At 59.4% G+C, this 24,569-nt stretch carries 31 protein-coding genes; 14 read left to right on the forward strand and 17 right to left on the reverse strand.

What is annotated here, in order from left to right; translation table 11 throughout:
• Window positions 1–4: 4 nt before the first annotated feature.
• The 14 genes from PO778_RS06825 to coxB all read right to left on the reverse strand — a co-directional run bounded on the left by PO778_RS06825 (window position 5) and on the right by coxB (window position 10,795).
• On the reverse strand, window positions 5–217 hold the full coding sequence (locus tag PO778_RS06825; protein WP_271439025.1) for a MoaD/ThiS family protein: 213 nt from the start codon (window positions 215–217) through the stop codon (window positions 5–7).
• Window positions 218–248: 31 nt separating this feature from the next.
• Complete coding sequence (moaA, locus tag PO778_RS06830; protein WP_271439026.1) at window positions 249–1,250, reverse strand: GTP 3',8-cyclase MoaA; 1,002 nt, start codon at window positions 1,248–1,250, stop codon at window positions 249–251.
• Window positions 1,243–1,560: a Rossmann fold domain-containing protein gene (locus tag PO778_RS06835; RefSeq protein WP_271439027.1), complete on the reverse strand. Its 318-nt coding sequence runs from the start codon at window positions 1,558–1,560 to the stop codon at window positions 1,243–1,245. The genes moaA and PO778_RS06835 overlap by 8 nt, the downstream gene beginning before the upstream one ends.
• Window positions 1,561–1,565: 5 nt before the next feature.
• A complete protein-coding gene (locus tag PO778_RS06840) occupies window positions 1,566–1,937 on the reverse strand; it encodes a dihydroneopterin aldolase (protein WP_160730190.1) in 372 nt (123 codons plus the stop codon).
• 8 nt (window positions 1,938–1,945) lie between these two features.
• The gene (locus PO778_RS06845; RefSeq protein ID WP_271439028.1) at window positions 1,946–2,836 is read right to left on the reverse strand and encodes a class I SAM-dependent methyltransferase; all 891 of its coding nucleotides are present in this window, start codon (window positions 2,834–2,836) and stop codon (window positions 1,946–1,948) included.
• On the reverse strand, window positions 2,836–4,236 hold the full coding sequence (gene thrC / locus PO778_RS06850) for a threonine synthase (RefSeq protein WP_271439029.1): 1,401 nt from the start codon (window positions 4,234–4,236) through the stop codon (window positions 2,836–2,838). Before thrC ends, PO778_RS06845 begins: the two co-directional genes overlap by 1 nt.
• 83 nt (window positions 4,237–4,319) lie before the next feature.
• Window positions 4,320–4,898: an SURF1 family protein gene (locus tag PO778_RS06855; protein ID WP_271439030.1), complete on the reverse strand. Its 579-nt coding sequence runs from the start codon at window positions 4,896–4,898 to the stop codon at window positions 4,320–4,322.
• On the reverse strand, window positions 4,895–5,281 hold the full coding sequence (locus PO778_RS06860; protein WP_271439031.1) for a DUF983 domain-containing protein: 387 nt from the start codon (window positions 5,279–5,281) through the stop codon (window positions 4,895–4,897). Before PO778_RS06860 ends, PO778_RS06855 begins: the two co-directional genes overlap by 4 nt.
• Window positions 5,281–6,147: a cytochrome c oxidase subunit 3 gene (locus PO778_RS06865; protein ID WP_160730195.1), complete on the reverse strand. Its 867-nt coding sequence runs from the start codon at window positions 6,145–6,147 to the stop codon at window positions 5,281–5,283. Before PO778_RS06865 ends, PO778_RS06860 begins: the two co-directional genes overlap by 1 nt.
• Window positions 6,148–6,238: 91 nt before the next feature.
• Window positions 6,239–6,847: a cytochrome c oxidase assembly protein gene (locus tag PO778_RS06870; protein ID WP_160730196.1), complete on the reverse strand. Its 609-nt coding sequence runs from the start codon at window positions 6,845–6,847 to the stop codon at window positions 6,239–6,241.
• Between the two features lie 2 nt (window positions 6,848–6,849).
• Window positions 6,850–6,975: a cytochrome c oxidase system small membrane protein gene (locus PO778_RS06875; RefSeq protein WP_268893572.1), complete on the reverse strand. Its 126-nt coding sequence runs from the start codon at window positions 6,973–6,975 to the stop codon at window positions 6,850–6,852.
• Window positions 6,972–7,898 (reverse strand): heme o synthase, encoded by a 927-nt coding sequence (locus PO778_RS06880; RefSeq protein WP_271439032.1) that lies wholly within the window; start codon window positions 7,896–7,898, stop codon window positions 6,972–6,974. Before PO778_RS06880 ends, PO778_RS06875 begins: the two co-directional genes overlap by 4 nt.
• 112 nt (window positions 7,899–8,010) lie before the next feature.
• Entirely contained in the window at window positions 8,011–9,714 is a 1,704-nt protein-coding gene (ctaD, locus tag PO778_RS06885; RefSeq protein ID WP_160730198.1) for a cytochrome c oxidase subunit I, read from the reverse strand.
• Window positions 9,715–9,751: 37 nt separating this feature from the next.
• The gene (gene coxB / locus PO778_RS06890) at window positions 9,752–10,795 is read right to left on the reverse strand and encodes a cytochrome c oxidase subunit II (RefSeq protein WP_271439033.1); all 1,044 of its coding nucleotides are present in this window, start codon (window positions 10,793–10,795) and stop codon (window positions 9,752–9,754) included.
• Window positions 10,796–10,976: 181 nt separating this feature from the next.
• Here coxB and pyrE point away from each other — a divergent pair, with 181 nt between their 5' ends.
• The 10 genes from pyrE (at window position 10,977) to PO778_RS06940 (ending at window position 17,718) form a co-directional block, all read left to right on the forward strand.
• Window positions 10,977–11,555, forward strand: coding sequence for an orotate phosphoribosyltransferase (gene pyrE / locus PO778_RS06895; RefSeq protein ID WP_271439034.1), 579 nt, complete (start codon window positions 10,977–10,979; stop codon window positions 11,553–11,555).
• Between the two features lies 1 nt (window position 11,556).
• Window positions 11,557–12,297 carry a pyridoxine 5'-phosphate synthase gene (locus tag PO778_RS06900; RefSeq protein WP_271439035.1) on the forward strand — a complete coding sequence of 247 codons (741 nt, stop codon included), beginning with the start codon at window positions 11,557–11,559 and terminating at the stop codon, window positions 12,295–12,297.
• Entirely contained in the window at window positions 12,294–12,827 is a 534-nt protein-coding gene (ybiA, locus tag PO778_RS06905; RefSeq protein WP_271439036.1) for a riboflavin biosynthesis intermediates N-glycosidase, read from the forward strand. The genes PO778_RS06900 and ybiA overlap by 4 nt, the downstream gene beginning before the upstream one ends.
• The gene (acpS, locus tag PO778_RS06910) at window positions 12,824–13,231 is read left to right on the forward strand and encodes a holo-ACP synthase (RefSeq protein ID WP_271439037.1); all 408 of its coding nucleotides are present in this window, start codon (window positions 12,824–12,826) and stop codon (window positions 13,229–13,231) included. Before ybiA ends, acpS begins: the two co-directional genes overlap by 4 nt.
• Before the next feature lie 23 nt (window positions 13,232–13,254).
• Window positions 13,255–14,127 (forward strand): signal peptidase I, encoded by an 873-nt coding sequence (gene lepB, locus PO778_RS06915; RefSeq protein ID WP_271439038.1) that lies wholly within the window; start codon window positions 13,255–13,257, stop codon window positions 14,125–14,127.
• On the forward strand, window positions 14,124–15,218 hold the full coding sequence (locus PO778_RS06920) for an AI-2E family transporter (RefSeq protein ID WP_271439039.1): 1,095 nt from the start codon (window positions 14,124–14,126) through the stop codon (window positions 15,216–15,218). The genes lepB and PO778_RS06920 overlap by 4 nt, the downstream gene beginning before the upstream one ends.
• A complete protein-coding gene (locus tag PO778_RS06925; protein WP_271439040.1) occupies window positions 15,208–16,344 on the forward strand; it encodes a DUF3089 domain-containing protein in 1,137 nt (378 codons plus the stop codon). The genes PO778_RS06920 and PO778_RS06925 overlap by 11 nt, the downstream gene beginning before the upstream one ends.
• Window positions 16,341–16,811, forward strand: coding sequence for a Holliday junction resolvase RuvX (gene ruvX / locus PO778_RS06930; RefSeq protein WP_420849994.1), 471 nt, complete (start codon window positions 16,341–16,343; stop codon window positions 16,809–16,811). Before PO778_RS06925 ends, ruvX begins: the two co-directional genes overlap by 4 nt.
• A gap of 66 nt (window positions 16,812–16,877) precedes the next feature.
• Window positions 16,878–17,324, forward strand: a complete 447-nt coding sequence (locus tag PO778_RS06935; RefSeq protein ID WP_160730205.1) for a PaaI family thioesterase — start codon at window positions 16,878–16,880, stop codon at window positions 17,322–17,324.
• The gene (locus tag PO778_RS06940; RefSeq protein WP_271439041.1) at window positions 17,317–17,718 is read left to right on the forward strand and encodes a PaaI family thioesterase; all 402 of its coding nucleotides are present in this window, start codon (window positions 17,317–17,319) and stop codon (window positions 17,716–17,718) included. The genes PO778_RS06935 and PO778_RS06940 overlap by 8 nt, the downstream gene beginning before the upstream one ends.
• A 7-nt stretch (window positions 17,719–17,725) precedes the next feature.
• Here the strand turns inward: PO778_RS06940 and PO778_RS06945 are convergent, their stop codons facing one another.
• Both PO778_RS06945 and cobS read right to left on the reverse strand, forming a co-directional pair.
• Window positions 17,726–19,948, reverse strand: coding sequence for a transglycosylase domain-containing protein (locus PO778_RS06945; RefSeq protein WP_271439042.1), 2,223 nt, complete (start codon window positions 19,946–19,948; stop codon window positions 17,726–17,728).
• A gap of 45 nt (window positions 19,949–19,993) precedes the next feature.
• The gene (cobS, locus tag PO778_RS06950) at window positions 19,994–20,977 is read right to left on the reverse strand and encodes a cobaltochelatase subunit CobS (RefSeq protein ID WP_160730208.1); all 984 of its coding nucleotides are present in this window, start codon (window positions 20,975–20,977) and stop codon (window positions 19,994–19,996) included.
• Between the two features lie 91 nt (window positions 20,978–21,068).
• Between cobS and PO778_RS06955 the strand changes: the two genes are divergently transcribed.
• Window positions 21,069–21,914, forward strand: coding sequence for an oxygenase MpaB family protein (locus PO778_RS06955; protein ID WP_271439043.1), 846 nt, complete (start codon window positions 21,069–21,071; stop codon window positions 21,912–21,914).
• Window positions 21,915–21,965: 51 nt separating this feature from the next.
• Here PO778_RS06955 and PO778_RS06960 read toward each other — a convergent pair whose 3' ends face one another.
• Window positions 21,966–22,553: a J domain-containing protein gene (locus PO778_RS06960; protein WP_160730210.1), complete on the reverse strand. Its 588-nt coding sequence runs from the start codon at window positions 22,551–22,553 to the stop codon at window positions 21,966–21,968.
• A gap of 53 nt (window positions 22,554–22,606) precedes the next feature.
• Here PO778_RS06960 and PO778_RS06965 point away from each other — a divergent pair, with 53 nt between their 5' ends.
• Genes PO778_RS06965 through PO778_RS06975 form a run of 3 tightly spaced genes read left to right on the forward strand, consistent with a single transcriptional unit; the run spans window position 22,607 to window position 24,568 of the window.
• On the forward strand, window positions 22,607–22,873 hold the full coding sequence (locus PO778_RS06965) for a BolA family protein (RefSeq protein WP_271439044.1): 267 nt from the start codon (window positions 22,607–22,609) through the stop codon (window positions 22,871–22,873).
• Window positions 22,866–23,756 (forward strand): pirin family protein, encoded by an 891-nt coding sequence (locus tag PO778_RS06970; protein ID WP_271439045.1) that lies wholly within the window; start codon window positions 22,866–22,868, stop codon window positions 23,754–23,756. The genes PO778_RS06965 and PO778_RS06970 overlap by 8 nt, the downstream gene beginning before the upstream one ends.
• On the forward strand, window positions 23,753–24,568 hold the full coding sequence (locus PO778_RS06975) for an SDR family NAD(P)-dependent oxidoreductase (RefSeq protein ID WP_271439046.1): 816 nt from the start codon (window positions 23,753–23,755) through the stop codon (window positions 24,566–24,568). The genes PO778_RS06970 and PO778_RS06975 overlap by 4 nt, the downstream gene beginning before the upstream one ends.
• The last annotated feature ends 1 nt before the right edge of the window (window position 24,569 follow it).

The following is a 24,569-nucleotide window of genomic DNA, read 5'->3' on the forward strand; positions in this document are numbered from 1 at the left end:
GCAGCTATCCGCCGCTGACCGGCGGCAAAAGCGCGACTTCATCGCCGTCCTGCGCTGCGAGAGTGCGCTTGTCCGATAGAACTCTCCCGCCGCAGGCGACGTTCACACGGTCTTCGGCGATCTGATCGGCAACTTCTGCACCGACCAGCGCGAGCAGTCCGGCCCAGTCGAGCGGCGCAGGTGCAGCCAGCTCCTGCCTGCCGGCAATATCAGCCAATGGGCCAAGGAAGAGAATCCGAACCGCCATTCTACCCGCCCGTCATCGACATATGGCGGGCAAGTGCCGGCTCAGTCTCAGCATCGCCTATGCGGAAATTATGCCGCTCAGGTTTGATGTGCATCGCTGTATCAAGCGCCCGTGATAGCTCTTCTGCAGGGTTCTGCGACCGTAGCGCCGCACGCAGATCCACTTGTTCGCGCCCGCCGAGGCATGGGAAAAGCTGACCGGTCGCCGTTACCCTGACGCGGTTGCAACCGGCGCAGAAATTCTCCGTCAGCGGAGTAATCACTCCCAGTCTGCCGCCGGTCGCGTTGATGTCGTAATACCGGGCAGGTCCGCCAGTCTTGTACTGAGACGGAGCCAGTGCCCAGCGATCTTCGAGCTGGCGCACCACTCCGGGTAACGGAAGATAATGATCGGTCCTGTCTTCATCGACCACACCAAGCGGCATAGTTTCGATCAGGGTGATGTCGCACCCACGAGAATGCGCCCACTCGATCAGCGCAGGGATTTCATGCTCATTGATCCCCTTCAGCGCCACGGTATTGATTTTCACACTCAGCCCAGCGGACAGAGCGGCGTCGATCCCGGCCACTACATCATGCAAACGGCAGCGCCGGGTGAGCCGCTCAAAAATCGCTCCATCCAGCGTATCGAGCGAAACATTCACGCGCCTCACGCCGGCATTCGCCAGATCGGCGGCAAATTCGCTCAGCCGGGTGCCATTTGTGGTGAGAGTGACCTCGCGCAGCCCCTTGCCGATCTGCCCGCACATAGACCCGACCAGAGACATGATCCCGCGCCTGACCAAAGGTTCGCCGCCGGTCAGGCGGATGCGATCAACCCCGCGCTCCACAAATCCCATCGCAAGGGTGTGAAGCTCCTCCAGCGAAAGCACTTCGGCCTTTGGCAGGAAGGTCATTTTTTGCGGCATACAATAGGTGCAGCGCAGGTCGCACCGGTCAGTGACCGAAAGCCTCAGATAGCTGATCCGGCGGTTGAAACTGTCCAGCAGCGGCGCTTCATTCATCGCGCGACAGTTCCAGATACTGACCTGTCACGCCCGGAGCCTTGGCGAGATAGTCCGCCGTGGCCGAAATGCGCAAGTCATCGGACCCGGCAATGATATTGATCCGCGCCGGGGCGTGCGCCCGGGCCAGATCGCGGGCCAGGGCCCGGCGCCAGTCGCGGTGATCATACGGCGCTCCCGGCAAGACAATCGTGAGATCAGCCCCGCCCGCCAAAGTCTCCCGCGCGCTGGTCAGATATTCGCGGGTGAAAGCAGCCGCGGCATCGAGTGCCTCATTAGGCAGTGTTTCTATCCGCAGCAGTTCGTGCACTGCGATCAGCGCCTCTCGCGCGTCATGGTGATGCCGATTTTCTCGTTCGCTTCTGCAATTGCGAGTTTCACGATCTTGACCGTGATTGCCTCCACCCGGTCATCCTGCACGAACAGGGTTTCGCAGATATGATCAGCCACCGCCTCGATCAGTTTGAAATGCACCCCTTCGGGCAGCGCATCGGTCGCTGCAAACTTCAGGTCCATGTAATTCTTGCTCGCTTCCAGCGGCGTGTCCGGATCATAGCGATCGGCGATCTTCATCTTCGCCTGAATGGTAATGCGGAGCGGCTGGGGCTTGCCAGTTTCTTCGGAGTAGATGCCAGTCAGAACATCATGCTCCAGATCGGCAACTTCCAAGATTAGCGAATCGGCCATAAGGTTCCTTAGCCTTTATTCGACCAGCGCGCGAAGATCGCGGTTGGCAGCATCCTGCCGCCCTCGCCCTCTTCCCGGACCGCCAGATCGCCGTGTTCGATCGTGCCGGGCAGGTCGGCGAATTTTTCCGCGAGCAATCCGGCAAGGGCCAGGCTGGACATTCGCACGGCATAAACGGTCAGGAACAGGAACCTGCTGTCAGCATCGAGCAACTGGCGGCAATCGGACACCAGATCGGGCAGCCCTTCCTCCAGACGCCAGGTTTCGCTTTTCGGCCCCCGCCCGAACTTGGGCGGATCGAGGATGATCCCGTCATACCTGCGTTCGCGCCTTACCTCGCGCGCGGTGAACTTTGCTGCATCATCAACCAGCCAGCGAACCGGCCTGTCAGCCATTCCGGCAAGCTCAGCATTCTCACGTGCCTGAGCGACCGATTTCTTCGACGCATCGACGTGTGTCACCTTGCCGCACTGCGACAAGGCCAGCGAACCAACCCCGGTATATCCGAACAGGTTGAGCGTTTCGGCATCGGGTTTCCCATCTAGCTGCCCGCGCATCCAGTCCCACACAGGCGCCATGTCGGGGAAGAAACCCAGATGGCGAAACGGGGTGCACTGCGCGGTGAAGGACACATCGCGCCATATCATCGGCCACCCAGCCTCTGGAACCTGTTTGCTGTAATGCCAGCGTCCGCCGCCATCTTCGTCCGATCCCGGGATGAATTCGCCATGCGCATCCCAGTCTTCGAAGCGCGGTTGCCACATTGCCTGCGGTTCCGGGCGGATGAAGCGATATGGACCGTATCGCTCGATCTTGCGGCCGTGACCGCTATCGACCAGACCGTAATCGTCCCACGATTCGCCGGTGAGGAGGCTTGGCTGCTCAATCAGCTGGGCCATCAGCGGGACTCGGTCGCACGCTGCGCCACATAATCGGCAACGGCATCATAATCGCCGGGCAGCTCGTCAAACCGCTCCTCGCGCGCGAACAGGTCGCCAACGCGGGATGGCAAGGCAGGCCGCATTCCCGTTGCGCGTTCCACAGCATCGCTGAACTTCGCCGGATGCGCTGTTGCAAGCGTGACTACCGGGATATTCTTGGCCAGTTCGGTGCTGCGCGCAGCATAAAGGCCAATGGCGGTGTGCGGATCGATGATCTCGCCGCAATGGTCGCTGGCCCAGCGCATTGCCGATGCCATGTCATCTGCCCCTGCGCGGGTACTTGTAAACAGGCCGGAGGCTCCCTCACGCTGCGAATTGGTGAGCTGCATGGCCTTGCTTTGCTCAAACGCGCGCATCTGTTCGCCCAACGCGGTTCCGTCGCGGCCGCCGCAATCGAAAAGCAGCCGTTCAAAGTTCGAACTGACTTGAATATCCATCGACGGTGCGGCGGTTGGGGTTACGCTGCCAGCGGAATAGTCACCATCCGACAGCGCGCGGTGGAGAATGTCGTTCACATTGGTCGCCACAATCAAACGTTCGATCGGCAGGCCCATCTTCGCCGCGACATAGCCCGCGAAAACATCGCCAAAATTGCCGGTCGGGACGGAGAAAGCGACCTTGCGCTGCGGCGCACCCAATTGCAGGGCGGCGGCAAAGTAATATACCACCTGCGCCATCAACCGGGCCCAGTTGATCGAATTGACTGCGGTGATGCGGAAACGGCCGTTCATTTCGCTGTCGCCGAACATCCGCTTCACCATGGCCTGCGCATCGTCGAAGCTGCCATCGATGGCAATGTTGTGAACATTGGGCGCGAGCACCGTGGTCATCTGGCGGCGCTGCACGTCGCTGACCCGCCAACTGGGATGCAGCATGAAAATGTCGATCCGCTCACGCCCGGCAACCGCGTCAATCGCGGCAGAGCCGGTATCACCGCTGGTCGCGCCGACAATCGTCAGGTGATCATTGCTGCGCGACAGGAAAGTCTCGAACAGCAGCCCCAGCATCTGCAGGGCGACATCCTTGAAGGCCAGCGTCGGGCCGTGGAACAGTTCAAGCAACCATTGCTGTTCGTCGAACTGCTTGAGAGGGGTCACAGCGGCGTGGGAAAAACGGCCATAGGCCGCGGCGCATAACTCGCGCAGCTTGTCCTGCGACAGGCTGTCTCCAATGAACGGTGTCATAATGCGCGCAGCAAGCTCGGCGTAAGGCAGGCCCGCCATCGCAGCGATCTCGCTTTCAGAAAAGCGTGGCCATTCAGCCGGGATATACAGCCCGCCATCATTGGCCAGACCTGCAAGGGTTACCCCTTCGAAATCGAGCGCCGGCGCGCTTCCTCGTGTCGAAATATACTGCATCGTTCTGCGCGGTTAGCGGCAGCGGCCAGACTGGGCAAGCGAGGCACGCTTTACCCGGCCATAGCTTGCCTCTGGACCGTGTATTAGCCAGCCTTCTTGCGCACTGCCAATATGAAGATAACCAGCGCGGTCAGCGCGAACAGGAACCACTGCACAGCGTAGGACAAGTGATTGTTCGGCAAGTCGGCCGGATCGGGCTTTGCCAGCGGGCCAAGTCCCGCAAGGGGCGGATCGGCAACAATCTTGCCGCCGGGCGCCAGAATGCCGGTTACTTCGCCGCCCGCCCAATCGGGGCCTTGCGGTGTCCGCGACCAACCAAGGGCGATTTCTGCTTCGTCAGCGCCTTCGCCTGCACTGGCAAGTCGGCAGGTCGCGAGGTGCGCCCAGCCTTTGACCCCCACACTGTTGGTGCCGACGATGTCGCGTTTTGAAACCACCTCTCCGCACTGGACTGTCGTTGCCCGGTAGAGGTTCTGCTCGATCCCCTCGTCCGTCAGAGGATATTCGACCGGAGCGGCATCCTGCGGAACATTGCGGTAACTGGCCAGCAGCGCTTCTTTCTCGTCCGCCCTGCCCAATTGCCAGAAACCCAGCGCAATCATGGCGGCAACTGCAGCCGCCACGATCAGGCTCGGCAAAACCGGGAGGGACCGCAAGTTCATTCTCCGCGCCCCGCTTCGCCGGCGTTCCGATCATATTCTGCGTAGAGAAGCGCAGCCTTGGCAGCGCGCAGACCAAGAATCACTGCTGCAAAGGTGATCGGCGTCCAGATCATCGCGTGAACCCAAAATGGAGGCGCCAGGGAAACTTCCAGCCACAGGGCGAGGCCAACGATAATTGCGCCAATTATCAGGGTCAGGAAACCTGCCGGACCATCGCCGACATTGAAGCGGGTAAAATCAAGCTGGCAGGAACTGCATTTCGGCGAGAACTGAGCAACGCCTTCAAACAGCGTTTTCGAACCGCATTGCGGGCACAAACCGAAAAGGGCAGCCTGTCCAATGGACGGCTGCCCCTTCGTTTTCTCCGGAACTTCCGAAGACATTAGTGAATTTCGGCGCCCCAGCCACCCCAGACGTAGACGGCGATGAACAGGAACAGCCATACGACGTCAACGAAGTGCCAGTACCATGCCGCAGCTTCGAAACCGAAGTGCTGACGCGGGGTAAAGTGACCCTTGTAGGTACGGACCAGGCAGACGATCAGGAAGATCGTGCCGATCAGAACGTGAAAACCGTGGAAGCCGGTCGCCATGTAGAAAGCCGAGCTGTAGTTGCTCTGACCGAAGCCAAAAGCACCCAGAGCGTGCGAATATTCGTATGCCTGAATTGCAGTGAACAACGCGCCAAGTGCGATGGTCGCCCACAGACCTTTCTTGAGGCCATCGCGATCACCGTGGATCAGCGAGTGGTGCGCCCAGGTTACGGTGGTGCCCGAGCAGAGCAGGATCAGCGTGTTAAGCAGCGGGAGATCGAAGGCATTGAGAACTTCGAGACCCTTTGGCGGCCACTGTGCGATCGCCGCAGCGCCATCTTCGCCGAAGCGCGAAATTACCGCTCCATCGACATATTCGATCGGGAACGGAAACAGCGAGAAGTCGAACCAGCTCCAGAACCAACCGACGAAGAACATGACTTCCGACGCGATGAACAGGATCATGCCGTAACGCATGTGAAGCTGGACAACTGGCGTATGATCGCCGCCTTGCGCTTCACGAACGATGTTGCTGAACCAGCTGAAGAACGTGGCGATGAGGCCTGCGATACCAAGGCCGAGCACCAGATAGGCGTTAGCCATCTCGTGCATGTAGAAAACCATGCCGGTGGTGAAAGTCAGTGCCGAAACCGAGCCAATCAGGGGCCAGATGTCGGGAGCCAGAATGTGATAATCGTGGTTTTTCGTACCAGCCATGGAAATTCTCGTCCTGTCAGAGCGCCTTTGCCATACGGTGCGCCGAGATTGATGGGATGCCCTTAATCATCTGCGGGCCGCAGGTCCAGCCTCAGGATTCAGGTTTTTGGGCAGCTTTTTCGCCTTGAACCGCCGCGCCCTGGGCCGCCTTGTGGAATGTGTAACTCAAAGTGATCTGTTCGACGTCCTTGGCATTTTCATCCTGCAGGATTGCCGGGTCGACATAATACAGGACCGGCATACGGATTTCTTCGCCCGGTTGCAGGGTCTGCTCGGTGAAACAGAAACACTGGATTTTGTTGAAATAGGCACCGGTCTGTTCGGGTTCGACATTGAATGTCGCGGTACCGGTGATCGGCACATTGCTGTTGTTTTTTGCAGTGTAGAACGCAAGGTCGCGCTGCCCGATCTGGACCTTGTCGGTGACCTGAGCCGGTTTGAATGTCCACGGCATGTCGGCAGCGGTCGTCGCATCGAACCGGATCGAAATTTCGCGCGCGCCCGCACTTTGCGCCAATCGCGCGGCAATGTCGGCATCAGCCTCTGTCGCTTGCTGCGTAGTCCCGCCAAAACCAGTTACGCGGCAGAACAAATCATATAGCGGTACCGCGGCATATCCCAGTCCGAGCATCGCGAGCGCGCCGGCAAAAGCATAGATCGCGACCTTCAGGTTCTTCTGTTCGAGCGCGACAGTCGACATCGTCAGTCTCCCATTCTCACAATTGTAATGGCGTAAAACAGAACCACGAAAAACAGCAGCACAGCACCAACTGCGATGTTGCGGCCTTTGCGGCGCTTGGTGATTTCTTCCTGTTCTTCGGGTGTCATGCGATGAATCCCTGATAAAATGCTAGCCTGTCCGCCACCAGCGCGGTGAACAGGGCGAAAAGATAGATGATACTGAAGGCAAACAGGCGCTTTTCCGGTTTCATCGTGTCGCCCTCAACAGAACGGCGAAAGCTGACCGGGACGGCGAGCGCCAAGAACATGAGCGACAAGGCCAGCGCAGTTATACCATAAACAGCGGTCGTGCCGCCGATAAACCACGGGGTGGCTGCGAGGGGAACCAACAGAACGCTGTAAACGAAAATCTGCTTGCGGGTCGAAGCCTCCCCTTTGACAACCGGCATCATGGGAATGCCGACCTTGGCGTAATCGCTCTGCACGAACAGCGCGAGCGCCCAGAAATGCGGCGGGGTCCACATGAAGATGATTGCGAATAGCAGCACCGGCATCAGTGTGATGTCGCCTGTTACCGCGATCCAGCCAATCATGGGTGGAAATGCGCCGGCTCCGCCGCCTATGACGATGTTCTGCGGGGTCCGCGGCTTCAGCCAGATGGTGTAGACAACCGCGTAATAGACGATCGATACGGCTAGTATGCCCGCCGCCAGCCAGCCAACGGCCAGCCCCATCACCCCGACCGAAGCAGCCGAAAGCAAGATGCCGAAATCGCGCGCATCGGTGCGTTGCATCCGGCCTGCCGGAAGCGGCCGGGCAGATGTGCGCTTCATTCCCGCGTCGAGATCCGCTTCCCACCACTGGTTCAATGCAGCAGCACCGCCAGCGCCGATGGCAATGCAGAAAATTGCGGTAAACCCGATGACGGGATGGATGGATCCTGGCGCAGCCAGCAGTCCGCACAGACCGGTGAAAATCACCAAAGTCATCACGCGCGGCTTCGTCAGCGCGAAAAAATCGCGCCAGTCGGCGGGCAGCGCCTGTGTGGATGTTGGGTTCGCCTGTTGCATCAAATGTTCAAGCTGCCTGCTCGGCTTGCTCCTATAAAGGGGGGCGCGCCGTATCCGACGCGCCCCTCCCCGTTTTCAAATTCACGCTTCCTTCGGGGAAGCTCCGACTGGCTTATGCCGTTGCCGGACGGTGATCGTGGTAATCGTGGTGATCCTCGATAACCGGAAGAGTTTCGAACTGGTGGAACGGCGGCGGTGAGGACAGTGTCCATTCCAGCGTCGTTGCACCTTCGCCCCATGGATTGTCGCCCGCCTTGCGGCCTGCAAGGAATGCATAGGCAAGGTTGACGAAGAAGATCACCATCGAACCGGCCATGATGATGTAGCCGATCGAGGAAACCTCGTTCCAGTAGGCGTAAGCTTCCGTGTAATCCGGATAACGGCGCGGCATACCCTGGATACCCAGGAAGTGCTGCGGGAAGAAGATTACGTTCACGCCGATGAAGAACGTCCAGAAGTGCAGGTGCGAGAGAAACTCGCTGTGCATCTTGCCGCTCATTTTCGGGAACCAGTAGTAGAAGCCCGCGAAGAGCGAGAACACCGCACCCATCGACAGCACGTAGTGGAAGTGAGCCACAACGTAATACGTGTCATGAAGTGCGTCATCAACGCCGCCGTTTGCGAGGACCACACCGGTCACACCGCCAACGGTGAACAGGAAGATGAAGCCCAGCGACCAGACCATCGGCGATTTGAATTCAAGCGAACCGCCCCACATGGTTGCGATCCAGCTGAAGATTTTCACGCCGGTCGGAACCGCGATAACCATCGTCGCTGCGGTGAAGTACATCTTCGTGTTCACGTCGAGACCGACGGTGTACATGTGGTGAGCCCACACGATGAAGCCGACGACACCGATTGCGACCATGGCATAGGCCATGCCGAGATAGCCGAACACCGGCTTGCGGCTGAAGGTGGCCACGATCTGGCTGACCATGCCGAAGCCCGGCAGGATCATGATGTAAACTTCAGGGTGACCGAAGAACCAGAACAGGTGCTGGTAGAGAACGGGATCGCCGCCGCCAGCCGGATCGAAGAAGGTGGTTCCGAAATTACGGTCGGTCAGCAGCATGGTGATCGCAGCAGCAAGCACGGGAAGCGCGAGCAGCAGCAGGAATGCAGTGACCAGCACCGACCAAACGAACAGCGGCATTTTATGCAGGGTCATGCCCGGCGCGCGCATATTGAAGATGGTGGTGATGAAGTTGGTCGCACCAAGGATCGAACCTGCGCCCGCCAGGTGGAGCGAGAAAATCGCAAAGTCGACTGCCGGCCCCGCAGAGCCGCTGGTCGATAGCGGCGCATAGACGGTCCAGCCAGTGCCCGCACCATTACCCGTACCGCCCGGCACGAACATGGAGAAAAGCAGGCTGCAGAAACCGGCAACGGTGAGCCAGAACGAGATGTTGTTCATGCGAGGGAACGCCATGTCAGGCGCACCGATCATGATCGGAACGAACCAGTTACCGAAGCCGCCGATCATCGCCGGCATGACCATGAAGAAGACCATGATCAGGCCGTGGGCAGTGATCAGCACGTTCCACATGTGCAGGTTCTGGTCGAAGGCCGCTTCGCCGCCAAGCATGGTGACAACACCGCCAAGAACCTGAATGCCAGGCTCTGCCAGTTCGGCACGCATGATACCGGAAATGGCACCACCGATGATACCCGCGAAGATCGCGAAGATCAGGTAGAGCGTACCGATATCCTTGTGGTTGGTTGACATGAACCAGCGCGCGAAGAAACCGGGCTTGTGATCTGCATCATGCCCGTGATCTTCACTGTGGACCGGGAAATTTTCGGCTGTGGTTGCCATGGCTTTTCTCTAGACCTTCTTTGAAATTCGTTCGGGCTTATTCAGCAGCTGCGGCGGCGTTCGCTGCAGCAACACCTTCAGCATCGCCAGCTTCGGCAGCATCTTCAGCCGATTGCGCGTCTTCTACCGCAATTTCAGCTTCTTCGCCAATCGTGCCGCCTTTCGACAGCACCCAGGCTTCCCACTGATCGCGCGGGAGCGCTTCAACAGCGATCGGCATGTAACCATGACGCGCACCGCAAAGCTCGGAACACTGACCGTAATAGATGCCCGGCTCCTTGATCGTCAGAAGACGTTCGTTGAGGCGGCCAGGCACAGCGTCGATCTTGAACCAGAGCGACGGGACAGCGAATGAGTGGATCACATCTGCACCGGTTGTCTGAATGCGCAGCGGTGTATTTGCCGGAACAACCATGCGGTTATCGACTGCCAGCTGCGCAGGAAGACCAGCAGCAATCGCGTCTTCTTCAGGCATCATGTTCGAGATAACTTCGAAACCGCCATTGTCGGGATATGCATAACCCCAATACCACTGATAACCGATTGCCTTGATGGTGACGGCGTCTTCCGGCGGGGTTTCATACTGCCGCGCCAGCAGAGTGATAGACGGGATGGCAATGGCGACCAGCACCAGAACCGGGACCAGCGTCCACACGACTTCAATCAGCGTGTTGTGCGTCGTTTTCGAAGGTACAGGGTTCTTGGCACGGCGATAGCGAACCACAACCCACAGCAACAGACCAAGGACGAACAGGCTGATCACGGTGATGACCGGAACCAGCAGATAGGTGTGCATCTTGTATGCGAACTCACCATCGTCGGTGTATTGCGGCTGGAAATCGATCGCACCCGGCTCCGGCTGCCCCTTGATCATGTCGGGGCCGAGCGGCGTGTAGCCAGCACCGGCGTCGGCAGCTTCGGTCGTCGCAGCAACATCGGCAGAGGCATCAGCCACTTCGACAGTGTCAGCTGCGGCCACATCCTGTGCTGCGGCAGCCTGAGGTGCCAGCGCAAGCATTGCTGCCATCCAGAGTGTGGTTATCGTTCGCATTGCCCCTTTGGGCAGATCACCGAAATTCATGCGTTGACGCTTTCCGTTTTCATTTGTGGACTGCGGCAAGCAGCCCAAACCATCCCGTTCAGGGACTTTTCAGCCGCGCCTATACGCATGGTTGCCCCCTGCCTCAAGCGCTTCTAGGAGAAAAATCCGCAACCAATGTTGTCTTTGGGGCAATGAGCAATGGGATCACCGGTAAATCACCATGACTGAAGAAGAAGTTTTGTCCGAGTTTCGCGCCAGTGAAGCGCTGCTGGAAGGGCATTTCAAATTGTCCTCCGGTCGTCACAGCGCACATTATCTTCAATGCGCGCGCGTGTTAATGGACCCGATGCGGGCCAGCCGACTCGCAGCCGCCCTTGCCGCCAAACTGCCGCGCGAACTGCGCGCTGAGATCGACACGGTCGTCTCGCCTGCGATGGGCGGCATCATTATCGGCCACGAAATGGGCCGCGCACTGGGCAAGGAAGCGATGTTCCTCGAACGCCCCGATGGCACGTTCGGATTTCGCCGGGGATTCGGCCTGAAGCCGGGCGAGAAGGTGATCGTGGTCGAAGACGTGGTCACCACCGGTCTTTCATCGAAAGAGGCAATGAAAGCGGTGGAAGATGCCGGCGGCGAAGTGCTGGCGCTGGCCTCCATCGTCAACCGGTCGGTCGGCGATGTCGAATTCGACGTTCCCTATCATGCGTTGATCGAGATCAACTTCCCCACCTATGCGGAAGGTGAGATCCCCGCCGAACTGGCCGCCGTGCCGGTGACCAAGCCGGGGAGCCGCAAGTAAAGTGTCAGGCAGATTGCGTCTCGGTGTGAACATCGATCACGTCGCCACCATCCGCAATGCGCGCGGCGGTGACCATCCCGATCCGGTTCGCGCAGCACAGATTGTCGCGGCCGTCGGCGGCGACGGGATCACCGCGCACCTTCGGGAAGATCGCCGCCATATCCGTGACGACGATCTGAAGCGCATTCAGGACGCAACCGATCTGCCGCTCAATCTGGAAATGGCGGCGACTGACGAAATGCTGGAAATCGCGCTGCGACATAATCCGCACGCGGCCTGCATCGTGCCAGAGAAACGCGAAGAACGTACGACCGAGGGCGGTCTGGATGCTGCGGGCCAGCACAACCGCCTGGCACCGATCGTCTCGCGGCTTCGCGATGCGGGCATCCGGGTGAGCCTGTTTATCGAGGCGCAGGAACGCCAACTGGACGCGGCCCTGCAGCTTGGCGTTCCGGTGGTTGAGTTCCACACCGGCGAATACGCCCACGCCCACCTCGACAACGACCGCGAGCTGGTCGCTGCGGAACTCAAGCGTATATCCGACATGTCGGCCCTAGCAGCGAAGAATGGAATCGAGCCACACGCCGGCCACGGACTGACATACGAAAATGTTCAGCCGGTGGCCGCGATACCGCAGCTCGCCGAACTCAATATCGGCCACTATCTGATCGGTGAGGCTGTGTTCACCGGCCTCGAGCCCGCCGTGCGCAAAATGCGCGAACTGATGGATGAAGCGCGGTGAGTGGCGAGCGTTTCACCTTCTTTTGGAGCGGACCGTTCTCGCAGTGGTATCACAGCCCCTTCACGCTAGAGGGCGATTATTACAACACCGCCGAGCAGTACATGATGGCAGAGAAGGCGCGCCTCTTTAACGATCCGGAAATGCGCGCTCGGATTTTGGACGCTCAGGAACCGGGCGTTCAAAAAGCACTGGGCCGAAAAGTGAAGAATTTTGATCAAGGTACATGGGAAGCCGAAGCACGCAACGTAGTCTATCGAGGGAATCGGGCAAAATTCACGACCCATCGCGACTTGCTTCAAATGCTGCTCGACACGGCTGGCACATCTCTCGCGGAGGCGAGTCCAATTGACACGATTTGGGGCATCGGCCTAGCCGCTGACGCCGAATATGCGACGGATCGCTCTAAGTGGCTCGGCAAAAATTGGCTTGGCGAGACATTGCAGAAGCTTCGGGACGATTTTCTGCGCGAGAAACAAGAAGGTGGGATTCCAGAAATAGTCGAACGCACCAAAAGGAAAGCCAAGCGGTGATCATCGGCCTCGGATCAGACCTGTGCAATATTGAGCGTATCCAGGGCGTTCTCGACCGCCACGGAGAGCGCTTCGAGAAACGCAGCTTTACCGATATCGAGCGCGCCAAGGCTGCCAAGCGGCCCTTCACTCGCGCCGGAACCTACGCCAAGCGGTTTGCCGCCAAGGAGGCATTTTCCAAGGCGGTCGGCACTGGATTCTATCGCGGCGTTTACATGAAGGATATCGGCGTGGTGAACGCCAGGTCCGGCGCGCCCACCCTCGCCCTCACCAATGGCGCGGCAAAGCGGCTTGCGGAATTGACGCCCGATGGCCATGAGGCAGTTATTCATCTCACCCTCACCGATGATCATCCATGGGCGCAGGCCTTCGTAATAATCGAAGCCATTCCCATCCTCCGGTAAAGATACGAGTTTCGGCAGCAAACGTGACAAAACAGACCACCAGCGCAAACGGCGAATCGTCTGAAAAGATCAACTGGATCGCGGAAATCCGCGGGCTGGCGCTGATGCTGCTCGCGGTGCTGGCATTTCACAGCCTGGTCGCGAAACCGTTTTACATTCCCAGCACCTCGATGCTGCCCAATCTGATGGTTGGTGACCGTCTGGTGGTGAGCAAATACCCGTACGGCTGGTCGTGGGTTTCGGCATCGTTCCACGTTCTGCCGCGCGGTGATTGGCGCGTTTGGCCCGGCACGCCTGAATATGGCGATATCGTGATCGCTGTGCCGCCGGTCCGCGATGAAGATTACATCAAGCGCGTTGTCGGCCTGCCGGGAGACAGGATCGCCGTGGTCAACGGCCAGATCATCCTCAACGGAAACCCTGTTCCCCAGGCCGTCGAACCGGCCATCAGGCTGCCTATCGATCCGCAGCAAACCTGCGATGGCGGGCCATGTCTGGCCTATTTTGAGCAATACCGCACCACTTTGGATGATGGCCGCGAAGTATACGAAGTGCCGACCTACCGCGAGACGCTGCCCAACGGCGCGAGTTACCTGATTATTGACCACATGAACCAGTCGCTCGACAATTTTGACGAGATCACCATCCCCGCCGGGCACATCTTCATGATGGGCGACAACCGCGACCATTCGGCCGATAGCAGGGCAGCAACGTTCGAGCTTGGTCTTGGCGGGCCGGTTCCAATGGAAAACGTGGGCGGGCGTGCAGAATTCCTGACCTTCTCGCTGGATGGAAGCACGACCTGGAACCCGGCCAGCTGGTGGTCTTCCTTGCGCAGCGGGCGTTCCTGGACCACGCTGCGTCCGGCAATCTCGGAAACGCCGGAGAACGAATGAGCCAGGAACCAGACGAGCAGGCCTTTGACGAGGGGATTGGCGGCAGCCCTTCCCGCATCTCAAGCCCCGAACTGAGGTTCGAAGCGCAGCGTGCATTTGTCTGGACCAGCGTCATCGGCCTGGTGATCCTCGCCGTTTACATCTCACAATCGCTGTTGGTCATTTTCGGCGCGATGGTTGCCGCGACGATTATCGATGGCGGCGCGCGCCTGCTTGGCCGGGTTGTTCCCCTGCCCCGCACATGGCTGGTCGCAATCGTCCTGTTCATCGGCGGCGGATTTTTCTATTGGCTGGCCGGGTATGCCGGGTCGCAGATTTCGCGCGAGGCAGCGCAGCTTCCTGAAATTATCGAAGCGCAAGCGACGGTGGCGTTTGGCTGGCTACGCGCGCAGGGTTTCGCAGTGGCCGTCGATGATCTGCAGGGCATGGCCGGGCAGCTGATCAGCGGTGTTGGCACCGTCACTCGCGCCATTGGCGGTATACTGGGCGGGCTGACCACATTGCTGCTGATCAGCATCATCGGAGTGTATCTTGCGATGGAACCGCAGCTGTATGAACGCGGCGTCGCATGGATGCTGCCGCGCCACCGCCGCGCAGAGTTTTTCGAAACTGCATCGAAGATGGCTTATACCATGCGCCGCCTGATGGCGGGCCGTCTGGTGGGCATGATTTTCGAAGGGATTTTCACCTGGATATTGCTGGCATGGTACGGTGTGCCAATGGCGGCGTTGCTGGGCATTCTGACGGGCCTGCTGGCCTTCATCCCAAATCTCGGCGCACTGGTCGCAGGGTCGCTGATGGTGCTGGTCGGCTTTTCAGGCGGAACGGACATGGGCGTCTACACCATATTCGTCTATTTCCTTGTTCAGACATTCGACGGCTATGTAGTTATCCCGATGATCGCCAAGAAGACCGTCGATCTTGCCCCTGCACTCGTTCTCGCAGCCCAGCTGATAATGGGTATTCTGTTTGGGATCATCGGCCTGTTTCTGGCCGATCCGATGCTGGCCATGCTGAAGGTTGCCCTGGAACAGCGTGCCCAGCGTTACGACAACCGCGAAAAAGTGGAGCCTGCCAAAAATGGCGCGTAAATTCCTTTATTCCATTGCCATCATCATTGTGTTGGTGATCGCGGGCGGGTTCGTTCTGAATATCTGGTCGAAAGAACTGACCCGGCTCGCCATGGTGCCCAGCAGCGGCTTCGTGGAACAGTCCCCGCTCGAAGAGAACGCCTATCAGGATCCAGCGATGTGGTTTTCCCGGCCCGGTATCGGCCTGGACGATCCGGCTCGCTGGCAACCGGCGACGCGCGGGGAAGAACGCGCCTTGCCCCGCACAGCGAAGCCCGATCCGGAATTTGCGGTTTTCTTCGTACATCCGACAAGCTACCTCGACCGCAGCAACTGGAATGCGCCGCTGGAAGAGGGAGAATCGCAGCGCATTGCGAAACTGTATGTCCGCGGCATGGCCAGCCCGTTCAACCGCGCCAGCGAAATCTGGGCACCGCGATACCGGCAGGCAACATTCGGCGCGTTCCTGACCGACAGCGCGGATGCGCAAAAATCCATCGAAGCGGCGTATTCGGATGTGAAGCAGGCGTATGATTTCTTCATGGCGACGGTCGACGCTGACACGCCCGTTGTACTGGTCGGGCACAGCCAAGGCTCTCTGCACCTTCTCCGCCTGCTGCGCGAAGAAGTCGCCGGTAAGCCCGCGGCAGACCGGATCGCGGCGGTCTATGCCGCCGGCTGGCCCATTTCCATCGCGCACGATCTGCCCGCTCTCGGTCTGCCGGCCTGCGCCACGGCCCAGCAGGCTGGCTGTATATTGAGCTGGTCCAGCTATGCAGAACCGGCCGATCCCGGTCCCGTTCTGGAGGCATATGCTACCTCGCCCGGTTTCGACGGTCAGCTTCGCGGCGAAAGCGAAATTCTTTGCACAAACCCACTGACCGGCTCTGTCGGCGGGTCTGCACCTGCCAGCAGCAATGCCGGCACGCTGGTGCCGCAGGATGATCTATCCAATGGCGAGCTTGTCGAAAGCTATGTTCCCGCTCGCTGCGCGGATAACGGCCTGCTGTTGATCGGCCCGCCACCGGAAATGGGCAATGCGGTGCTGCCGGGCAACAATTACCATGTTTATGATATTCCGCTGTTCTGGAAGAACCTGCAGTCCGACGTTGTAAGCCGCGTCGGCAGCTGGAGTTCGGGCCGCTGATTACCGACATCGCAAACGAGTTTCGTGACGCGCTCCCCGATGGCGGTGCGTTGCTCGCGCTCGACCTCGGAACAAAGACAATCGGCCTCGCAACCTGCGATGCAGGCTGGCAATTCGCGACCGCCGGAAAAACGCTGGAACGGGGCAAGTTCGGACGCGACCGTGACCGCCTGGCCGAGCTTGTCAAAGAACGCACGATCAGGGGTATGGTAATCGGCCTGCCCCGCAACATGGACGGCAGCGAGGGACCAAGGGCACAGGCCAGCCGCGCTTACGCTCGGAACCTGTCGGCTGCGTTCGAATTGCCGGTGCTTTTGTGGGACGAACGCTGGTCCACATCATCGGCAGAACGCGACATGATCGGTCAGGATATGAGCCGCCGCAAACGTGCGGAACGGATCGACAGCCACGCGGCGGCGGTTTTCCTGCAGGGCGCAATCGACGCGCTTGCCGGCGGCGTCCTTTAATCGTTCACCCACGCTTTTGCGAAAACTACCATTGAATTGAACGGCCCACAGGATAACAGCGTCACCATGTCCGAGCCCCACAAATTCGATCCAAGCCAGGCCGCGCAATTCATGCTCCGCCATGGGCACTCTTCTGCGCTGGGTCTCGAATATCATGATCACGGGGATGACTGGGTCGAACTGGAGCTGCCTTGGCGCGAAGATCTGGTGGGCGAAGCCGACCAGGAAATTCTCGCATCGGGCCCGATCATCAGCCTGCTCGACATGGCGTCCGGCCTCTCGATCTGGACTGCGAACGGCAAATTCGTAGGCATTGCAACGATGGACCTGAGGGTGGATTATCAGCGCCCTGCCCGTGCTCGCAGCGCAGTGATTGCGCATGTGGAATGCTACCGCCTCACCAAATCAGCGGCCTTCGTTCGCGGTTACGCGCATGATGGCGATCCGGAAGATACGGTTGCAACCATGTCTGCGGTGTTCATGTCGATCAGTGGGGAGACGCGCAATGTCTGATGCAAGCACAGACCTAACCCCCTATGCGAAATCCATCGGCATCCGGATCGAGGGTGAAGAAGACGGCGCCCCCGTCCTCGCATTTGAGTTTACCGGTGATGTAGAGGGACGCCCGGAACATCTTCATGGCGGCGCGACCAGCGGCCTGCTGGAAACCGCAGGATATGCGCTGCTACGCAAGGAATTGCAGCAGCGCGGCCGGACCCACCGGCTTAAACCGATCAACATCACGGTCCAGTTTCTGTCTGCGGGGAAGCGCCACACGACCTATGCCAAGGGCCGGATCACCAAGCTAGGCCGGCGAAACGCCAATATCTCTGTAGAAGCATGGCAGGATGACCGCGACAGGCCAATTGCCACCGCCATCATGAATATCCTGATGGCAGGAGAATAACTCAGCGCTAGTTTCGCGGTGCCCGATCGTCTTCCGACCTGCCCGGATTGACCACCAGCCCGTTATCATCGAGCCGGATTTCCAGCGGCACGCCTTCGACCTGAGTTGAAATGGTCACCCCCTCGCCTTCATCGATGCGCAGACGCGATCCATTGTCATCGAGAGGGATATCTTCGAGGTTGGGCACGTCCAGCGGCTGGACCGGGCCTTCGGGATTGGTGGGTGTTGGCACAGCCTCCACAACCGTTGCACCGATAGCCTGGCGCATGAAATCGCGCCAGATACGCGCAGGAAGCCCGCCGCCACTGACCCCCGCGAGCGGCGAATTATCGTCATTCCCGATCCACACGCCGACCACCAGATCGCCCGCATAGCCGACGAACAGCGCATCACGGTTGTTCTGGCTGGTCCCGGTTTTGCCGAAATTGGGCACGCTCAAGACAGCAGCCCTGCCAGTGCCCCGGTTCACCGCAGTCCGAAGCATCTGTTCCATGTCGGCATGCGAGGACGAGGACATGCTGCCCGGCATGTTCCACAACCAGTCGAACCATCCCTGCTCTTCGCGCGGGAAAGCGTGCGGTTCGATTGGATAACTGTTTGCCGCGACTCCGGCATACGCTGCGGTGAGTTCAAGCAAGGTTACTGTCGACGTGCCCAGCGCCACGCTTGGGTCGCCAGCCGGCATCGGGGATGATATGCCGTATTCACGGGCTTTCTCGCGCACCGCTTCATCGCCCAACTGGTTGAACAACCGTACTGCTGCGACATTGCTCGACCGGGCAAAAGCATCTTCCAGCGTGATATTGGCCGAATATCGCTCACCCGCATTTTTTGGCCTGTAGGAGCCGGCTTCTATTGCAGAATTGTCGATCAGGTCATCGGGTTCCATCCCCGCATCAAGCGCTGCCAGCCAGACGAACAATTTGAAGGTCGAGCCGGGCTGCCGCTTTGCCTGAGTAGCGCGGTTGAAGGTCGATTTGCTGTAATCCTTGCCGCCGATCATGGCGACGACCTCACCATTCTTCCGCATCGCCACCAGCGCGATTTGCGCATCGCCCAGCCGGGCATTTTTGACGACCCTGCCCGCGATATTCTGCAGCCGCGAATCGAGCGTGGTCGTAACCTGCTGGCTGGAATATCCGCCGCCGGCCAGATCGCGCGCCTCGGGTAGCGCCCAATCGGCGAAATATGTGCCCGTCGGCAAATCCCTGATGGTCCGGCTGTCGACCTTGGGAAATGGCATCGCTCTGGCTTCGTTCTCTGTCAGATAGCCTGCCGCGACCATGGCATTCTTGACCATGACCATGCGGTTCTTGGCCCGGTCGTAATGGCGTGTCGGTGCGAAGCGCGATGGGGCTTGCACAAGGCCCGCCAGCATGGCTGCCTGTTCCGGTTTCAGGTTCTCGGGATGGCGATAGAAATAGTGCAGCGATGCGGCGCGAAGACCGTAGACATTATCTCCGAAATACGCGTTGGAGAGGTAGCGTTCGAGGATCTCCTCCTTCGTAAGCCAGGCCTCCAGCCAGAACGCGATCAGCATTTCGCGAGCCTTGCGCGACAATGTCTGATCCGGCGTAAGGAACGTGAATTTAGCCAACTGCTGTGTGATGGTGCTGCCGCCTTGCATCGGTCCGCCCGACACGCGCGCCCATACTGCCCGGCCCAAGCCGCGCGGATCAACACCCCAATGATCAAAGAAACGCCGGTCCTCAATTGCGAGAAATGCCTCGGTCACGTGATCAGGCAGTTTTTGCAGGTCCACCGGTTCGCCCATGATCGCGCCATTGCGCGCGATCGGGGTCCCATCCGCCGCCAGCAGGGTGATCTGCGGCGGGGCGATCGGTTCAAGCGACTTCGACAGCGGAGCAGTGACCGCCAGCCACGCAACGATCAGGAAAAATGATAGAAGAAGCGCTGCAACAATACGCGCGATCCACCAGCGCTTGCGGCGCTGGCGCCAATAACGCGGCTGCCACCACCGGTGACGCGTTCGATCGGGCGCCACGACCTGACCGTCGATCTGATCCAGCCGTTCGTCCCAGGCATCGAAATCAGGCCTGGTCGCGCGCGGTGTAGCACGCGGCGCTTCGTGCAGATCGAAATCGTCGTCATCATCTGCCCATGCGCTACCGTAGGGCTCCTGCACGGAATAATAGTCGTTGCCGCGCGGCTCCGTTTCCGGAGACGCACGCCGGCCATTTTTCAGAAAGCTCAGAAAGCGCGCAACCATTACAACTGTATTAGCAGACTAATACGCTGAATGCGAGACGCAATTTCAGCCTTTCGAGACAACACTCTCGGGCAGTTCGGTGCCGAACACGCGCTGATAATATTCAGCCACCAACATACGTTCTGCCTCGTCACATTTATTCAGGAAACTGAGACGGAACGCGAAGCCGACATCCTTGAAGATGGCCGTGTTCTGCGCCCAGGTGATGACCGTACGCGGGCTCATCACGGTGGAGATATCGCCATTCATAAAACCCTGACGGGTTAGGTCGGCAACCTTGATCATGTCGGCGATCTGCTTGCGGTCGGTGTCCGGGTTCTTCGCAGATACGATGTCCAACTCGGTCTCGGCGGGCAGATAATTCAGGCCGACAACGATGTTCCAACGGTCCATCTGGCCCTGGTTGATCTGCTGGGTTCCATGATAAAGCCCGCTGGTATCGCCCAGTCCCACCGTGTTGGCGGTGGCGAACAGGCGGAAATTCGGATCCGGGCGGATCACGCGGTTCTGGTCGAGCAGCGTCAGCTTGCCCTCTGTTTCAAGGACACGCTGAATCACGAACATCACGTCGGGGCGGCCAGCGTCGTATTCGTCGAACACGAGTGCCACCGGATGCTGGAGAGCCCACGGCAGCAGACCTTCGCGGAATTCAGTGACCTGCAATCCGTCACGCAGGACAATGGCATCCCGTCCGACAAGATCGATACGGCTGATATGCGCATCGAGGTTAATGCGGATACATGGCCAATTGAGGCGCGCTGCGACCTGTTCGATGTGGGTCGACTTACCCGTGCCGTGATAGCCCTGCACCATCACCCGGCGATTGTGCGCAAAACCGGCGAGGATCGCGAGTGTCGTGTCCGGATCGAACACATAGCTTGCGTCGAAATCGGGAACGCGTTCATCCGCTTCGCTGAAGGCCGGAACCTGCCAGTCGATATCGATGCCGAATGTGTCGCGCACATCAACAGTGGTATCGGGCGCGGCCAGCGATGTCTTGGAGGTCGGGTCGAAAGTCTTGTCTGTCATATCGCCGCAACGCCTAGCGGCGCGATAGGGTCCCTGCAAGCGCTGACACAATAACATTCCCTTGACCGCAGATTAGCCTATATTCGCCAAGATGCCTCTGCCGCTTCCATCCGATTATATTCGCACGAAATTGGTGGTCCGTGTGCGCGCGGTTTTTAACGACACCGCTTCAGGTGAAAAGCCTGTTCCGCCGTCCGATGATGCGTTGTTCGCAAAGGATTCCCCGATCCGGCTGGTTCATGCCGATGCTGTCTCGATGATGATCGGCGGTATTCGGAGCCTGCTGCTGCAGATGCTGCACCCCCACGCGCTGCAAGGGGTGCTGGATCATTCGAACTTTCGTGAAGACATGCATGGCCGGCTGCGGCGGACCGCAAAATTCATTGCGGTAACGACCTTTGGCCACAAGGATGAAGCGGAAAAGGTGATCGACAGGGTGAACCGGATCCATGCCGCAGTCGCGGGTACACTTTCCGACGGGACGCCCTATTCAGCGCAAAACCCCCGCACGCTGGCATGGGTTCACGTGGCAGAGGCAACCAGCTTTCTCGACGCCTACCTGCAATATGTCCGCCCTAGGATGAGCCTGGCCGATCAGGACGAGTATTTCCGCCAGTTCGCCGTGATAGCGAGAAAGCTAGGGGCAGAACCTGTCCCGGAAAGCAAGCGGGCAGCGGACGCCTTGATGCGGGAATTTCGCACCGAACTTCGCCCTTCTGCAGAGGCCAGACAGGTCGCTGATCTGGTCCTGACACAGCGGCCTGAGGGGACACCGCCCGGCGTGCAGCAGATGCTCGGAACCGCCGCAGTCGACATGCTGCCCGCCTATGCCCGCTCGATGCTCGGCCTGAGCAGCCCGGGGATCACCGCGATCCCGGCAAAATTGGCCGCACGCACTGCCGGACGAACACTGCGCTGGGCATTTCGGCAGGGCTGACCGGGCCAAGCAAAAGTATCGCGATGGCCGAACATATTTCAGGCTCTTAAATCAGGCGAAAGCGGCGCTTTTCCTCAGCAACTGGTACGCATCGACGACTTTCCCCAAACGCGCCTCGTGGCTTCGGTCGCCGCCATTGCGGTCCGGGTGATAGCGCCGGACAAGTTCCGAATACCGCCGGCGCAGCTTCTGCCGGTCAATATCGACTTTGAGCCCCATGACATTCAGCGCCTCCCGCTCGTGCGGGGTGAAACGCCCATATTCGGCCGTGTTTCCCGCGGCGCGCGCCCTGATATCTGCGGCCCGTCCGCCAATCGCATCGAGCGGGTCGCTGAAATCAGCCCAGCGCGGCATCCCGTCGATCCCGGCATCGGGGCGAAAGGCCCTGCTCTCGCTCGCCCAGCCTGCGGCAGGTGACTGGGCTGCCAGAATTTCTTCGGCATTCATGCCTTCGAACCAGTCGTACCCGGAGTTGAATTCGCGCACGTGCTCCAGGCAGAACCAGCGCCATTCACCCGGCCCATCAAAACTGTTTCCGCGCGATCCCGGGGCGCGGAATTCCCCCGCCTCCCTGCATCCGGGCGCCTGGCATTCTTGCCCTACATCTTCAAACCGACCATGGAACCTGTCACCGCGCATAGGGCTTTAGGATGGGGAGCCCTGCTGAAATTGCAAATCTGGAGTTTGACCTGATGACCGTTGCCCAAGAAATGGAAACCTTGCTGAAGGGCGCGTTCGCCCCGTCAAAGCTGGAAATTATCAACGACAGCGCCAAACATTCCGGCCACTCCGGCGATGATGGCAGCGGGGAATCGCATTTCACCATCGTTATCGAGAGTGAACATTTTTCCGGCGTGTCACGGCTGAACCGGCAGCGCATGATCATTGGCGCGTTGGGTGATATACCGGGGCAGCGGGTACACGCGCTCGCGATCAAGGCCAGTGCCCCTGATGAATAATATCGTCGAACAGACCATCACACCGGCCACGCACGACCTTGGTGCGTTCGAAGTGCGCCGCGCGATACCTTCCAGAGATCGCACCATGGTTGGTCCGTTCATCTTCGTCGACCAATTCGGTCCCGGCTCGCTCGATATCGGAACCGGAATGGATGTTCGCCCGCATCCGCACATCAATCTTTCCACCGTTACATGGCTGTTCCAGGGCGCAATCGATCACCGCGATTCCATTGGCAGCTATTCGACCATTCGACCGGGTCAGGTGAACCTGATGACAGCGGGCAGCGGCATCGTTCATTCAGAACGCAGCCCGCAGGCCGAACGTGACGCAGGGCCGCAGCTTTATGGAATGCAAACCTGGCTCGCGCTGCCTGATGGCCGTGAGGAGATCGACCCCGCTTTCGAGGCTGTTTCGGACCTGCCGGTGATCGAGGGAGGCGGTGCCAAGGCGATCGTCATCATGGGTGACCTGTGGGGTCAGCGGGCGGCAACCACCACGCACGCAGAAACGATTTACGCTGAGATTGCCCTTTCAACGTCAGGATCGATCCCGATCGATGACAGCGCAGACGAACGCGCGTTGATGCTGGTCGGTGGCGAGGCAGAGATCAATGGGCAAGCCTTGGGCCTTTATCAGCTGACAGTGCTCAAACCCGGAACAACGATGACTCTTGCCTCCAAATCAGGCGGGCGCGTCATGTATCTTGGCGGCGAAGCATTTGCCAGCAAGCGCCATGTGTGGTGGAACTTCGTCAGTTCCAGCCGCGAGCGAATCCAGCAGGCAAGGGAAGACTGGGACCAAGGCAGGTTTGCAGAGGTACCCGGTGACAGAGACGAATATATTCCCATCCCCGACACCCCAAAGACAGTGAGTTACCCATGAGCTTCAAAGACAAGACCATCTGGATCACCGGCGCATCGTCGGGAATCGGAGAGGCGCTGGCCAGAGAATGGGCCTCGCGCGGCGCCCGCATTATCCTCTCGGGACGCGACGAGAGCCGGCTTTCCGCAGTGGCTGAGAACCTCGGCACGGATAGCCTGATCCTCCCCTTCGACGTGCGTGACGATGCCGCGATGCACGACGCCGTCACCAAGGCGACCGCATGGACGGGCAATGTCGATGTCTTTGTCGCCAATGCGGGTATTTCCCAGCGCAGCCAAGCGCTGAAAACCGACATGCAGGTGTACCGCGACATCATCGAAATCGATCTGACGGCCCAGATTGCAGCGACGCAGGCCCTACTGCCGCATATGGCGGAGCGCGGATTCGGCAATCTGGTCTTTATCAGTTCTATCGCGGGCAAGGTCGGCGTGCCGATGCGCACTGCCTATTGCGCCGCGAAATTCGGCCTCATCGGTTATGCTGATGCGCTGAGGGCCGAATTGTCCGTAAAAGGCGTGGAAGTGCACGTGATTGCGCCCGGCTCTGTCGCAACCAATGTCTCCCGCAATGCGCTGGCGGCAGACGGATCAAAGCGCGGTAAGAGCGATGATGTAATCGACAACGGTATCCCGCCCGCTGAAGCGGCCAAGACTATGGTCGACGCGATCGAAGCCGGACAGCGCGAAATCATCGTGGCACGCGGGATGGAAGAGGCGATGGGCGAGATGCGCCGCACCCCTGACCAATTGCTCGATCAGGTCGCCGGGATGGTCGCTGCCGGATATATGGAAAAAATGGAAGCGGATGGCTGAC

The organism is Pontixanthobacter luteolus (genome assembly GCF_947494915.1).
Lineage (GTDB): Bacteria > Pseudomonadota > Alphaproteobacteria > Sphingomonadales > Sphingomonadaceae > Pontixanthobacter > Pontixanthobacter luteolus.